This window comes from Candidatus Pantoea formicae (assembly GCF_011752625.1).
Lineage (GTDB): Bacteria > Pseudomonadota > Gammaproteobacteria > Enterobacterales > Enterobacteriaceae > Pantoea > Pantoea formicae.
This window is the reverse complement of the sequence record NZ_VWXD01000002.1, coordinates 706,255-718,721: the sequence shown is the minus strand read 5'-3', so window position 1 is coordinate 718,721 and position 12,467 is coordinate 706,255. Positions and strand designations below refer to the sequence as shown.

Sequence of the window (12,467 nt, the reverse complement as noted above, 5' to 3'; positions counted from 1 at the left end):
CTTCCCGAAGGGAACTGCCGTGTTAAACCGTTATCCTTTGTGGAAGTACATCATGCTGGTCGTCGTGATTCTCGTCGGCCTGCTCTATGCGCTTCCTAACCTTTATGGTGAGGATCCGGCCGTTCAAATCACTGGTGCGCGCGGTGGCGCCGCCAGTGAGCAAACGTTGGATCAGATCCAGAATGTACTGAAACAAGACAACATTCAGAGCAAATCCCTCGCTCTGGAAAATGGTGCCATCCTGGCCCGTTTTAGCAATCAGGATGTGCAGCTGCGCGCGCGCGATGCCCTGACCAGCGCGTTAGGCGATGGCTACGTTGTAGCACTCAACCTCGCACCGGCCACTCCGCGCTGGCTGACGATGCTTGCTGCACAGCCGATGAAACTCGGTCTCGATCTGCGTGGCGGCGTACACTTCTTGATGGAAGTGGATATGGATACGGCGCTGGGCAAACTGCAAGAGCAGAATGCTGACGGCCTGCGCAGCGATCTGCGCGACAAAAGCATCCCGTATACCACCGTCAACAAAATTGATAACTACGGTGTAGAAGTCCGCTTCCGCGATGCAGCAAGCCGTGATGCGGCGATCAGCTACTTGTCACCACGTCACCAGGATTTGGTGATCTCCAGTGTGGGCAGCGATACGCTGCGTGCGGTGATGACCGATGCACGTCTGAGCGAAGCGCGCGAGTATGCGGTTCAGCAGAACATCAACATCCTGCGTAACCGTGTGAACCAACTGGGTGTCGCCGAGCCACTGGTGCAGCGTCAGGGTTCTGACCGCATTGTGGTTGAGTTGCCAGGTATTCAGGACACCGCCCGTGCGAAAGAGATTCTTGGCGCGACCGCGACCCTGGAATTCCGTCTGGTGAACACCACCGTTGATCCAAGCGCCGCCGCTAGCGGCCGTGTGCCGGGTGATTCGGAAGTGAAGCAATCGCAAGATGGCCAGCCAGTGGTGCTGTACAAACGTGTGATTCTGACCGGTGACCACATCACGGATTCTACGTCCAGCATGGATGAGTATAACCAGCCACAGGTGAACATTTCACTGGATGGCGCGGGCGGTAACATCATGTCGAACTTCACTAAGGACAACATCGGTAAAGCGATGGCGACCCTGTTTGTGGAGTACAAGGACAGCGGCAAGAAAGACGCCAACGGCCGTGCGATTCTGGTGAAGCAGGAACAAGTGATTAACGTGGCGAACATTCAGTCACGCCTCGGTAACAGTTTCCGTATCACCGGCATCAACAATCCGAACGAAGCACGTCAGCTGTCGCTGCTGCTGCGTGCCGGTGCGTTGATTGCGCCCATTCAGATTGTGGAAGAGCGTACCATTGGTCCAACCATGGGCCAGCAGAACATCACTCAGGGTCTCGAAGCCTGCTTGTGGGGTCTGATCGCGTCCATCATCTTTATGGTGGTGTTCTACAAGAAGTTTGGTTTGATTGCGACCAGTGCGCTGCTGTGTAACCTGGTGCTGATTGTCGGCATCATGTCACTGCTGCCAGGTGCGACCCTCACCATGCCGGGTATTGCCGGTATCGTGTTGACGCTGGCGGTTGCTGTCGATGCCAACGTGTTGATTAACGAACGTATTAAAGAAGAACTGCGTAATGGACGCTCGGTACAGCAGGCGATACATGAAGGTTATAAAGGCGCCTTCTCCAGTATCGTCGACGCCAACGTAACGACGCTGATCAAAGTTATCATTCTTTATGCGGTCGGTACCGGTTCTATCAAAGGCTTTGCGATCACCACCGCTATCGGTATCGCGACGTCAATGTTTACCGCTATCGTCGGCACCCGTGCCATCGTTAACCTGGTGTACGGCGGCAAACGCATCAACAAGCTGTCTATCTGAGGAGTGCGTTGTGGCACAGGAATATAGTATTGAACAGCTAAACCATGGGCGTAAGGTCGTTGACTTTATGCGCTGGGATACGCTGGCCTTCATCATCTCTGGTTTGCTGATCGTGGCTTCTGTCGCCATGATCGGTGTGCGAGGCTTCAACTGGGGCCTCGACTTTACCGGCGGAACGGTGATTGAGATTAACCTGGAAAAACCAGCCGATCTGGATGCCTTACGCGAAGGATTGGTCAAAGCCGGTTTCCAGGAGCCGCTGGTGCAGAATTTCGGCAGCAGCCGTGACGTGATGGTGCGTATGCCACCTGCCACGGGCGCAGCAGGTCAGGAACTTGGCAACAAAGTCGTGACCTCAATTAATGAGACGACGCAGCAGAACGCGACCGTGAAGCGCATTGAGTTCGTTGGCCCTAGCGTGGGTAGCGATCTGGCGCAGGCCGGTGCGATGGCGCTGCTGTCGGCACTGATTGCGATTCTGATCTACATCGGTTTCCGCTTTGAGTGGCGCTTGGCGCTGGGTACTGTGCTGGCACTGGCGCATGACGTGATCATTACCTGCGGCATTCTGTCACTGGCACACGTTGAGATCGATCTGACGATTGTGGCCTCACTGATGTCGGTGATCGGTTACTCGCTTAACGATAAGATCGTGGTCTCTGACCGTATTCGTGAGAACTTCCGCAAAATCCGTCGCGGCTCTTCTTACGATATCACCAACGTGTCGCTGACCCAGACGTTGAGCCGTACCTTGATCACCTCGCTGACGACGTTAGCGATGATCCTGATCCTGTTCATCTTTGGTGGCGCGCTGCTGAAAGGCTTCTCGTTGACCATGCTGATCGGCGTCACCATCGGTACCGTTTCTTCTATCTATGTTTCTTCTGCTCTGGCGCTGAAACTGGGTATGAAACGTGAACATATGCTGGTGCAGAAAGTCGAGAAAGAGGGCGCAGATCAGCCTTCAATCCTGCCTTGATACGCTGAGTGATATGAAAACGGGCTGCCCATGGGTAGCCCGTTTTTTTTTGTTTGGTGCGCATTCATGTGAACTCTAACGTGCAACGGTATCTCTGCACGTTTACCTCATGTGATGAGCGTTCCACAACAGAACAATGCTACATCTCCATAGGGTCACCATCCATGGTGAGTGCGCCATATTCTCGACGATCAGGGCGCTTTCGATTTTTCCGGTGCAGGCAACACATCATGCACGCGCACATAGCCGAGTTGCTCCGGCGTCAGTCCACTCAAGCGCAGAGGCACCGTTACGGAACTGCGTGGCATCAAACTCGCTTCAACCTGGATCGTCTGGCTCAGACTCTCCGCATTCAGCGGTTTACCGCTGGCTGGGTCCAATTCTCCCCACACGACAGTAGCGCTAAGCGCTGGAATCGGCTGATCATCTGTGGAACGGATATTCAGGTCCGCATGACTGCCACCGGCTTCACCCACCACTCGGGACAGCGATAAGCGCAATTTGCCTAACTGGGTCTGAAGCTCCACTGGCGTGTTGGCCTGCGGTAACAGCCATGCGCCTTGGGTTGACTGTCCATTAAGCTGACCCTGAATTTCCAGGGCCGTTGCCTGATTAGTTAACTTACGCATCTGCTGATTAAGCTGACTGACTTCCTGATGTAACTCTTTGACCTGCGGTGAAGTCGGCGTTGAACTGCAACCACTGAGAACCAGCAGCGAGAGTGCTGCAGGTGCCCAAAACGTCCTGATCGTCATGCATTGTCCTTTCTGTTATTTCGGAATTCGTAATACCTGGCCAGGATAGATCTTATCAGGATGCGTCAGCATTGGCTTGTTTGCTTCAAAAATCTTATTGTATTCATTGGAATTCCCATAAACCTGCTTGGAAATCGCGCTGAGCGTATCGCCTTTTTTCACCGTATAGAATTCCGCTTCCGGTGCACTGTCGGTCACGGTGACCTTGTCATCGACTTTGGTAATCCCTGCCACGTTACCGGCGGCCACCAGGATTTTCTCCTTCAGCTCCTGTGAAATGCCGTCACCGCTCACGGTAACGGTGTCGCCTTGCACATCGACTTTGACTTTATCGCTGTCCGGTAAGCCGAGTTGATTAATATGATCCTGTAGTTTTTTGCTGGGATCGTCAGCGCCGGTGACGGCATCCCATAACTTTTCACCTGCTTCTTTCACGAAATTGAACAGACCCATGTGACCTCCTGCAAATGTGCCGGATTGGCTGTTTAAGCTTAGTGGCTTTTCTTGTTTACAGAGCGTGACATCCTGCGTCTGTGAGCCGGGCGGTGATTCGGTCGCGTGTATTCAGTTGCTTTGAAGATCGCGCTACACTGTGTGGCCTATTTATCTCGCGACAGGAAACGTCATGCATTGCCCCTTCTGCTCCGCTGTGGACACCAAAGTGATTGATTCTCGCCTGGTCAGTGAAGGTTCATCGGTGCGTCGCCGCCGCCAGTGTCTGGTGTGCCATGAGCGTTTTACCACCTTTGAAGTGGCTGAGCTGGTGATGCCGCGCGTGGTGAAAAGCAACGATGTGCGTGAACCCTTTAACGAAGATAAGCTCGCCAGCGGCATGATGAAGGCGCTGGAGAAGCGCCCGGTGAGCGCCGATGCGGTGGATAACGCCGTCAACCACATCAAAACGCAACTGCGGGCCACTGGCGAGCGCGAAATTCCCAGCAAGCTGGTCGGTAATCTGGTGATGGAAGAGCTGAAGAAGCTCGATAAGGTCGCCTATATCCGTTTTGCTTCTGTATACCGCAGTTTCGAAGATATCCGTGATTTTGGCGAAGAGATCGCCCGCTTACAGGACTAAGCCATGACTGACGAACGCTACATGGCGCGCGCGCTGGAACTGGCGCGTCGCGGACGTTTTACCACCACACCCAATCCTAATGTTGGCTGCGTGATTGTGCGTGGCGGCGAGATTGTCGGCGAAGGCTGGCATCACCGTGCCGGTGAGCCGCATGCGGAAGTGCATGCGCTGCGCATGGCCGGAGAAAAAGCCAAAGGCGCCACGGCGTACGTGACGCTTGAGCCCTGTAGTCATCATGGCCGGACACCGCCATGCTGCGATGCGTTGATTGCCGCAGGCGTCAGCCGCGTGGTGGCAGCGATGCAAGACCCAAACCCGCAAGTGGCGGGGCGCGGATTGTATCGCTTGCAGCAGGCCGGCATTGAAGTCAGCCACGGTTTAATGATGAGCGAAGCTGAAGCATTGAATCGTGGTTTTCTGAAACGCATGCGCACTGGCTTCCCGTGGATTCAACTTAAACTCGGCGCATCCCTTGATGGGCGTACCGCGATGGCCAGTGGCGAAAGTCAGTGGATCACCTCGGCTGCCGCAAGGCGCGATGTGCAACGTTTTCGTGCCCAGAGTTCGGCTATCCTTAGCTCCAGTGCCACCGTACTGGCAGATGATCCCTCATTGACCGTGCGCTGGAACGAATTAGGCGAGGATGTGCGCCAGCAGTTGGACGAAAACGCACTGCGCCAGCCGGTACGCGTGATCATTGATAGCCAGCAGCGCGTGACGCCACAACATCGCGTGATGAGGCAGCCTGGCGAAACCTGGCTGATGCGCAGTGACATTGACCAGCAGTCCTGGCCGCAAAGCGTTAGCCAGATTGCCGTGCCTTTGCGCGGTGAACAGCTGGATTTGGTGGCGATGATGATGCTACTCGGGCAACGTCAGATCAACACCCTGTGGGTTGAGGCAGGGGCCAGCTTGGCCGGTGCGCTGTTGCAGGCGGGATTGGTTGATGAACTGATTGTCTATATGGCACCGAAGCTGCTGGGCAACGCTGCGCGCGGCCTGTGTGAACTGCCTGGACTGGAACAATTGGCTGATGCGCCAGAGCTGAAGTTCAGCGATGTGCGCCGGGTTGGCGCGGACCTGCGACTGACCCTGACACCGGCTTGAGCAACAACTGAAAAGCCTGAGCGCGTCGCCGAAGAGTATGATAGAATCCGCCCCCTTCTGCGGGGCCATAAATCAAACACCCAAAGGATATGTATGAAAGTTATCGAAGCTCCTGTTGCCACGCCTGATGCTCACATTGCCATCGTTATTGCGCGTTTTAACAACTTCATTAATGACAGCCTGCTGGATGGCGCGGTCGATGCGCTGAAGCGTATTGGCCAGGTTAAAGCAGAAAACATCACTGTGGTCTGGGTTCCAGGCGCTTACGAACTGCCTCTGGCAGCACGTGCGCTGGCGAAAGCCGGTAAGCACGACGCGATCGTTGCGCTGGGAACCGTGATCCGTGGCGGCACCGCCCACTTCGAATATGTGGCAGGTGAAGCCAGTTCTGGCATTGCCAACGTGGCGATGACCAGCGAAATTCCGGTGACTTTCGGCGTGTTAACCACCGAAAACATCGAGCAGGCGATTGAACGCGCCGGCACTAAAGCAGGTAATAAAGGCGCCGAAGCGGCCCTGACTGCACTCGAAATGATTAACGTATTGAAAGCCATCAAAGCCTGATTTTTGGAAGGGGAATTTTGTGAAACCTGCTGCTCGTCGTCGCGCCCGTGAGTGCGCTGTCCAGGCGCTTTACTCCTGGCAGCTGTCGAACAACGACATTGCCGATGTGGAATACCAGTTTCTGGCGGAACAAGACGTCAAAGACGTCGATATTAGCTATTTCCGCGAATTGCTGGCCGGTGTGGCGACTAACAGCGCGTACCTGGACGGTCTGATGAAGCCTTACCTGTCACGCCAGCTGGAAGAGCTGGGTCAGGTAGAAAAAGCCATTCTGCGTATTTCGCTGTATGAGCTGAGCAAACGTTCTGATGTGCCTTATAAAGTGGCCATCAACGAAGGCATCGAGCTGGCTAAGGTGTTTGGCGCTGAAGACAGCCACAAGTTTGTCAACGGTGTGCTGGATAAAGCCGCCCCGCAAATTCGACCCAACAAAAAATAATGCTAAAGGCCGGTTCACCGGCCTTTTTTCATTGAGACCTGACTTATGTCCTGTGGTGAATTCGAACTGATCGCACGTTACTTTAACCGCGTCACCAGCTCCCGCCGCGATGTGGAGAAAGGAATTGGTGACGACTGCGCGTTACTCAACGTGCCCGAAAAACAGACGTTGGCCATTAGCACCGATACGCTGGTGGCGGGCGTGCATTTCTTACGTGATATCCATCCTGCCGATCTCGGCTATAAAGCACTGGCCGTCAATCTCAGTGATTTGGCGGCGATGGGCGCCGATCCGGCGTGGCTGACACTGGCGATCACGCTGCCTGAAGTCGACGAAAGCTGGCTTGCAGCGTTTAGCGATAGCCTGTTTGAGCTGCTGGATTACTACGACATGCAGCTGATAGGCGGCGATACGACGCGCGGGCCGCTCAGCCTGACGCTGGGTATTCACGGCCTGGTGCCCGTGGGACGGGCTCTGAAACGCTCTGGCGCAAAACCAGGGGACTGGATCTTTGTCACTGGTACGCTGGGTGACAGTGCGGCAGGTCTTTCGTTGCTGCAGCATCATCATCGTTTAAGCGATCCGGCGGTGCATGAAGCTCTAATTAAACGCCATTTGCGCCCAATGCCACGTGTGTTGCAGGGCCAGGCGCTGCGTAATTTGGCGACATCTGCGATTGATGTGTCTGACGGTTTAATTTCCGATCTCGGCCATATTCTCACGGCCAGCCGCGTGGGCGCGCGCCTCAATCTGGAGGCCTTGCCACTCTCAGCGGCACTGCGTGACCATTTTGAGCCGGAACAGGTGTTGAACTGGGCGCTGAGCGGGGGCGAAGATTATGAGTTGTGCTTTACCGTGCCAGAAGTCAACCGTGGAGCACTGGATGTGGCGCTTGGTCATTTGGGCGTGCCTTATACCTGTATCGGGCAAATTGCACCGGAAGCCGATGGCCTGACGCTGCTGGAAAATGGCAAACCGCGCCGTTTAAATCTCAAGGGATTTGATCACTTTGATGCGAAGTAAAGATGTGGCAAAAAGCCGCCTGCGCCTGAGTAATCCATGGCATTTGCTGGCGATTGGTTTTGGCAGCGGGCTAAGCCCAATTATGCCAGGCACCGCGGGTTCGATTGCGGCAATCCCCTTCTGGTGGTTGATGACGTTTCTGCCGTTGCAGATCTATTCGCTGCTGGTGCTGATCGGCATTAGCGTCGGTGTTTATCTCTGTCATCGTACGGCCAAAGACATGGGCGTGCACGACCACGGCAGCATTGTCTGGGATGAGTTTATCGGTATGTGGATCACGCTGATGGCGATTCCGGCGATGAGCTGGCAGTGGGTATTGGCGGGCTTTGTGATCTTCCGTATTTTCGATATGTGGAAACCCTGGCCGATTCGCTGGTTCGATCAGAATGTGCATGGCGGAATGGGTATCATGGTCGATGACATTATCGCGGGCGTGATTTCCGCAGTGATTTTGTATGGATTGGGGCTGGTGCTTTAATGCGGCAGGTGCGCATGAATGCGCACCCTACGGGTTACCCAAGCAGCAAACCTAACATCCTAGGGTCGCCCTTTATGGCGACCTGGTTTTTCATTACTACTCAAATCCTACCACCGGATGCGGTTGATACACCGTTTCCAGCTCGGCAATATCCGTTGAACTCAGCTCGACATCCACCGCTTTGACCAACTCGGCAAACTGCTGCTCGCGCGATGCACCGATTATCGGTGCGGTCACCACCGGTTTATGCAGTAACCACGCCAGCGCAACCTGGGCACGGGTTACCCCCTTATCGGCGGCAATGGTCGCCAGACGTTCTGCAATCGCGGCATCGTTCTCCTCGGTGCCGGTATAAAGCTTATCCATCACGTTATCCGATACCGAACGCGCGGTGGTTTCCCCCCAAGGACGCGTCAACTTGCCGCGCGCCAGTGGACTCCACGGCAGCACGGCAATGCCTTCACGTTCACACAGCGGGTGCATTTCGTTCTCTTCTTCACGCTGAATCAGGTTGTACTGATCCTGCATGCTGACAAAACGTGCCCAGCCATTCTGCTTTTGCAGATCCAGTGCCTGGGCGAACTGCGCAGCATGCATGGAAGAAGCGCCGATGTAGCGCGCTTTACCGGCTTTCACCACCTCATTCAGCGCCTCCAGCGTCTCTTCAATCGGCGTGTTGTAATCCCAGCGGTGAATCTGCAACAGATCGACGTAGTCCATGCCGAGACGCGTCAGGCTGTCATCGATGGATTGCAGGATGTTTTGACGGGACAGGCCTTGAGAGAGGTTGCTGAGCGGGAAATAGACCTTGGTCGCCACCACCACGCGATCGCGTTGGGCAAAATCTTTCAGAGCACGTCCGACAATCTCTTCGCTGCTGCCATCGGAGTAACTGTTGGCGGTGTCGAAAAAGTTAATCCCAGCGTCCAGTGCCTGCTTGATCAGCGGGCGACTACTCTCTTCGGGCAGTGTCCATGCGTGGTTGCCGCGCATCGGATCGCCGTAAGTCATGCAGCCTAGACAGAGACGCGAAACCTGTAAGTCGGTTTGGCCTAAACGAATGGTTTTCATTGGAGCTCCTGCTCTTATGCGTTAGGAATGCCCTAAGCATAGCAGCAGGAGCGGGGAGGGGATTACTGCGCCAGCCAGTCAGTGATTTGTTGCTGAATACCGGCGGCATCCAGCTGATAATCCTGACGAACTTCTTCCTGAGTGCCTTGCGGAATAAACTCGTCTGGCAGACCCAGGTTCAGCACATGAACACGCAGGCGTTTCGCCATCACGTATTCATTGACGCCGCTACCGGCTCCGCCTTTGATGGCACCTTCTTCCAGCGTCACCAGCGAATCATGGCTGGTGGCCAGTTCGGCAATCAAGGCTTCATCCAGTGGCTTCACAAAACGCATATCCACCAGCGTGGCATTGAGCGCTTCAGCGGCAGCCTGGGCTTCCGGCAACAGCGTACCGAAGTTAAGGATCGCCAGTTTTTCGCCGCGACGTTTCACAATGCCTTTGCCCAGCGGCAAGCTGGCCAGCGGCTCCAGCGTGGCACCGGTGCCCGTGCCGCGCGGGTAACGTACGGCGCTCGGACCGTCCTGATAGTGATAACCGGTATAGAGCATCTGACGACATTCGTTTTCGTCGCTTGGCGTCATGATCACCATCTCGGGTACACAGCGCAGGAAGGCGATATCAAAGGCACCTTGGTGTGTCTGACCGTCAGCGCCGACAATGCCGCCGCGATCGATAGCAAACAGCACCGGCAGTTTTTGAATCGCGACGTCGTGAATAAGCTGATCGTAGGCACGTTGCAGGAAGGTCGAGTAGATCGCCACCACCGGCTTATAACCACCGATCGCCATGCCTGCGGCAAATGTCACCGCGTGCTGCTCGGCAATCGCCACATCGAAATATTGCTGCGGATAGTCACGGGAATAGCTCACCATACCCGAGCCTTCACGCATCGCTGGAGTGACCGCCATTAAACGCGGATCGTCAGCGGCCATTTCGCTCAGCCAGTTGCCGAAAATTTTGGAATAGCTCGGTAAACCTGGCGCGCTCTTGGGCAGAGAACCGCTGGCGGGGTCGAATTTCGGTACCGCATGCCAGGCGATCGGATCTTGCTCGGCGGGCGCGTAGCCTTTGCCCTTTTTGGTCATGATGTGCAGGAACTGCGGGCCTTTCAGGTCGCGCATGTTCTTCAGCGTACTCACCAGCGTCAGTACATCGTGTCCATCTACCGGACCGATGTAGTTGAAGCCCAGCTCTTCAAACAGTGTACCTGGCACCACCATACCTTTCAGGTGTTCTTCGGTGCGCTTCACCAGCTCTTTAATCGGGGGCAGGCCACCCAACACGCGCTTGCCGCCTTCGCGCAGACGTGAGTAGGTTTTGCCCGAAAGAATCTGTGCCAGACGATTGTTGAGGGCGCCAACGTTTTCCGAAATCGACATCTCGTTATCGTTGAGGATCACCAGCATATCCGGTTTGATGTCACCCGCGTGGTTCATGGCTTCGAACGCCATGCCTGCGGTGATGGCACCATCGCCGATGATACAGGCAGTACGACGGCCTTTACCTTCACGCTCGGCGGCAACCGCCATGCCCAGACCGGCGCTGATTGAGGTCGAAGAGTGACCGACGCTCAGCACGTCATATTCACTCTCGCCGCGCCACGGGAACGGATGCAGGCCATTTTTCTGACGGATGGTGCCAATACGATCGCGGCGTCCGGTCAGAATCTTGTGCGGGTAAGCCTGATGGCCAACGTCCCACACCAGATGGTCAAACGGGGTGTTATAGACATAATGCAGCGCGACTGTTAGTTCGACGACGCCCAGACCCGAAGCAAAGTGGCCGGAAGAACGGCTCACACTATCCAGCAGATACTGACGCAGCTCGTCACACAGGGCCGGAAGTTTCTCTTTCGGCAGTAAACGTAATTCCTGAACCGTGCTTGCTAACGCCAGTGTCGGGTATTTTGCAATATCAAAACTCATCAGAGACTCATTATGAAAGTTATTTATCGCGTTCAATTATGAAGCTTGCCAGTGCTTGTAAGGCGGTGGTGTTATAAGACTGTGCCGCCAGAATTTCCAGTGCGCCCAGCGCTTCCTGATACAGATCCGCGGCTTTAGTGCGGGCATTATCCAGGCCCATCAATGCGGGATAGGTACTCTTACCCAGCGCCTGATCGGCACCCTGGGTTTTGCCCAACACGGCGGTATCACCAATCACATCAAGAATGTCATCTTGTACCTGAAACGCCAGTCCGATGGCGTTGGCATAGGTATCCAGTATCGGTAAAGCAGCACGCCCCTGTTCGCCCGCCGCCAAGGCGCCAAGGCGCACGGCGGCACGAATCAACGCACCGGTTTTATGACGGTGGATCTGCTCCAGTTGCGCGAGGTCGATACTTTTGCCTTCTGCCGCCAAATCCAGTGCCTGACCGCCACACATACCAGCTACGCCACTGGCTTGTGCCAGCTCAGAGATCATCGCAATACGGGCTTGCGGGCCAACGCCCGGCATTGGCTGATCGGCTAGAATCGAGAACGCCAAGGTTTGTAACGCGTCACCGGCGAGAATCGCCGTGTCTTCGCCATACTTAATATGGCAGGTTGGCTGCCCGCGGCGTAACGCATCGTCATCCATCGCCGGCAGATCGTCATGAATCAGAGAGTAAGCATGAATGCACTCTACGGCCGCTGCCGGTGCATCCAGGCTGGCCGCATCGGCCTTTAACATCTCGCCCGTGGCATACACCAAAAAGGGGCGCAGACGCTTACCGCCTAATAGTGCCCCATATTGCATGGCTTGCACCAGAGGAGAACTCTGAAAAGGAAGTGGATCTATTAAACGCGTCAACGCCAGATTGACGCGTTCATGGTACGCGTTCAGTAAGTTAACGAAATCCATTACTCATTTTCCGGCGTGAAAGGCGCAAGGTCGGCAGCTTTATCATCATTGAGCAGGATTTGTACCCGCTGCTCAGCCTGTTGCAGAGTTTGTTGGCCGGTGCGTGCCAGCTGTACGCCGCGTTCGAATTCGTTCAGCGCCTCTTCCAGTGGTAGTTCACCACTCTCCAGACGGCTGACAATCTGTTCCAGCTGCTGTAGTGCGCTTTCAAAACTGGCTGGCGCTTCGGCTTTTTTCGGCATAATCAGTGTCAACTCACAGG

Annotated in this window: 14 protein-coding genes; 8 read left to right on the top strand and 6 right to left on the bottom strand. The window is 55.2% G+C overall.

The features are described from left to right. The first annotated feature begins 19 nt into the window (after window positions 1–19). The gene (secD, locus tag F3J38_RS08065; protein ID WP_167136646.1) at window positions 20–1,867 is read left to right on the top strand and encodes a protein translocase subunit SecD; all 1,848 of its coding nucleotides are present in this window, start codon (window positions 20–22) and stop codon (window positions 1,865–1,867) included. Between the two features lie 10 nt (window positions 1,868–1,877). Continuing rightward, window positions 1,878–2,846 (top strand): protein translocase subunit SecF, encoded by a 969-nt coding sequence (secF, locus tag F3J38_RS08060; protein WP_167136643.1) that lies wholly within the window; start codon window positions 1,878–1,880, stop codon window positions 2,844–2,846. 191 nt (window positions 2,847–3,037) lie between these two features. On the opposite strand, the gene F3J38_RS08055 is transcribed toward secF, so the two are convergent. Together F3J38_RS08055 and lysM are read right to left on the bottom strand one after the other, a co-directional pair. Continuing rightward, complete coding sequence (locus F3J38_RS08055; protein WP_167136641.1) at window positions 3,038–3,601, bottom strand: SadB/YajI family lipoprotein; 564 nt, start codon at window positions 3,599–3,601, stop codon at window positions 3,038–3,040. Between the two features lie 15 nt (window positions 3,602–3,616). Continuing rightward, window positions 3,617–4,054, bottom strand: a complete 438-nt coding sequence (gene lysM, locus F3J38_RS08050; RefSeq protein WP_034831025.1) for a peptidoglycan-binding protein LysM — start codon at window positions 4,052–4,054, stop codon at window positions 3,617–3,619. A 172-nt stretch (window positions 4,055–4,226) separates the two neighbouring features. On the opposite strand from lysM, the gene nrdR reads away from it, so the two are divergent. From nrdR to pgpA, 6 genes are all read left to right on the top strand, one after another. Next, the gene (gene nrdR / locus F3J38_RS08045) at window positions 4,227–4,676 is read left to right on the top strand and encodes a transcriptional regulator NrdR (protein WP_034831027.1); all 450 of its coding nucleotides are present in this window, start codon (window positions 4,227–4,229) and stop codon (window positions 4,674–4,676) included. A gap of 3 nt (window positions 4,677–4,679) precedes the next feature. Then, window positions 4,680–5,783: a bifunctional diaminohydroxyphosphoribosylaminopyrimidine deaminase/5-amino-6-(5-phosphoribosylamino)uracil reductase RibD gene (gene ribD / locus F3J38_RS08040; RefSeq protein WP_167136638.1), complete on the top strand. Its 1,104-nt coding sequence runs from the start codon at window positions 4,680–4,682 to the stop codon at window positions 5,781–5,783. A 93-nt stretch (window positions 5,784–5,876) separates the two neighbouring features. Next, window positions 5,877–6,347 (top strand): 6,7-dimethyl-8-ribityllumazine synthase, encoded by a 471-nt coding sequence (gene ribH / locus F3J38_RS08035; protein ID WP_034831031.1) that lies wholly within the window; start codon window positions 5,877–5,879, stop codon window positions 6,345–6,347. A gap of 19 nt (window positions 6,348–6,366) precedes the next feature. Then, window positions 6,367–6,786, top strand: a complete 420-nt coding sequence (gene nusB, locus F3J38_RS08030; protein WP_039330019.1) for a transcription antitermination factor NusB — start codon at window positions 6,367–6,369, stop codon at window positions 6,784–6,786. Window positions 6,787–6,831: 45 nt separating this feature from the next. Continuing rightward, the gene (thiL, locus tag F3J38_RS08025) at window positions 6,832–7,809 is read left to right on the top strand and encodes a thiamine-phosphate kinase (RefSeq protein ID WP_167136635.1); all 978 of its coding nucleotides are present in this window, start codon (window positions 6,832–6,834) and stop codon (window positions 7,807–7,809) included. Further along, window positions 7,799–8,287: a phosphatidylglycerophosphatase A gene (gene pgpA, locus F3J38_RS08020; protein ID WP_058961442.1), complete on the top strand. Its 489-nt coding sequence runs from the start codon at window positions 7,799–7,801 to the stop codon at window positions 8,285–8,287. Before thiL ends, pgpA begins: the two co-directional genes overlap by 11 nt. Window positions 8,288–8,383: 96 nt before the next feature. On the opposite strand, the gene F3J38_RS08015 is transcribed toward pgpA, so the two are convergent. The 4 genes from F3J38_RS08015 to xseB all read right to left on the bottom strand — a co-directional run bounded on the left by F3J38_RS08015 (window position 8,384) and on the right by xseB (window position 12,447). After that, window positions 8,384–9,358 (bottom strand): aldo/keto reductase, encoded by a 975-nt coding sequence (locus F3J38_RS08015; protein WP_167136632.1) that lies wholly within the window; start codon window positions 9,356–9,358, stop codon window positions 8,384–8,386. Between the two features lie 62 nt (window positions 9,359–9,420). Next, window positions 9,421–11,286: a 1-deoxy-D-xylulose-5-phosphate synthase gene (gene dxs, locus F3J38_RS08010; RefSeq protein ID WP_167136629.1), complete on the bottom strand. Its 1,866-nt coding sequence runs from the start codon at window positions 11,284–11,286 to the stop codon at window positions 9,421–9,423. A 19-nt stretch (window positions 11,287–11,305) separates the two neighbouring features. Continuing rightward, window positions 11,306–12,205: a (2E,6E)-farnesyl diphosphate synthase gene (gene ispA / locus F3J38_RS08005; RefSeq protein ID WP_167136626.1), complete on the bottom strand. Its 900-nt coding sequence runs from the start codon at window positions 12,203–12,205 to the stop codon at window positions 11,306–11,308. Next, complete coding sequence (xseB, locus tag F3J38_RS08000; RefSeq protein ID WP_167136623.1) at window positions 12,205–12,447, bottom strand: exodeoxyribonuclease VII small subunit; 243 nt, start codon at window positions 12,445–12,447, stop codon at window positions 12,205–12,207. Before xseB ends, ispA begins: the two co-directional genes overlap by 1 nt. Window positions 12,448–12,467 lie beyond the last annotated feature (20 nt).

Excerpts from the sequence above, each read along its gene's own strand:
- lysM (WP_034831025.1), bottom strand. The coding sequence starts at position 4,054 with ATGGGTCTGTTCAATTTCGTGAAAGAAGCAGGTGAAAAGTTATGGGAT.
- ribD (WP_167136638.1), top strand. The coding sequence starts at position 4,680 with ATGACTGACGAACGCTACATGGCGCGCGCGCTGGAACTGGCGCGTCGC.
- pgpA (WP_058961442.1), top strand. The coding sequence starts at position 7,799 with ATGCGAAGTAAAGATGTGGCAAAAAGCCGCCTGCGCCTGAGTAATCCA.
- xseB (WP_167136623.1), bottom strand. The coding sequence starts at position 12,447 with ATGCCGAAAAAAGCCGAAGCGCCAGCCAGTTTTGAAAGCGCACTACAG.
- thiL (WP_167136635.1), top strand. The coding sequence starts at position 6,832 with ATGTCCTGTGGTGAATTCGAACTGATCGCACGTTACTTTAACCGCGTC.
- F3J38_RS08055 (WP_167136641.1), bottom strand. The coding sequence starts at position 3,601 with ATGACGATCAGGACGTTTTGGGCACCTGCAGCACTCTCGCTGCTGGTT.
- ispA (WP_167136626.1), bottom strand. The coding sequence starts at position 12,205 with ATGGATTTCGTTAACTTACTGAACGCGTACCATGAACGCGTCAATCTG.
- F3J38_RS08015 (WP_167136632.1), bottom strand. The coding sequence starts at position 9,358 with ATGAAAACCATTCGTTTAGGCCAAACCGACTTACAGGTTTCGCGTCTC.
- nrdR (WP_034831027.1), top strand. The coding sequence starts at position 4,227 with ATGCATTGCCCCTTCTGCTCCGCTGTGGACACCAAAGTGATTGATTCT.
- dxs (WP_167136629.1), bottom strand. The coding sequence starts at position 11,286 with ATGAGTTTTGATATTGCAAAATACCCGACACTGGCGTTAGCAAGCACG.
- ribH (WP_034831031.1), top strand. The coding sequence starts at position 5,877 with ATGAAAGTTATCGAAGCTCCTGTTGCCACGCCTGATGCTCACATTGCC.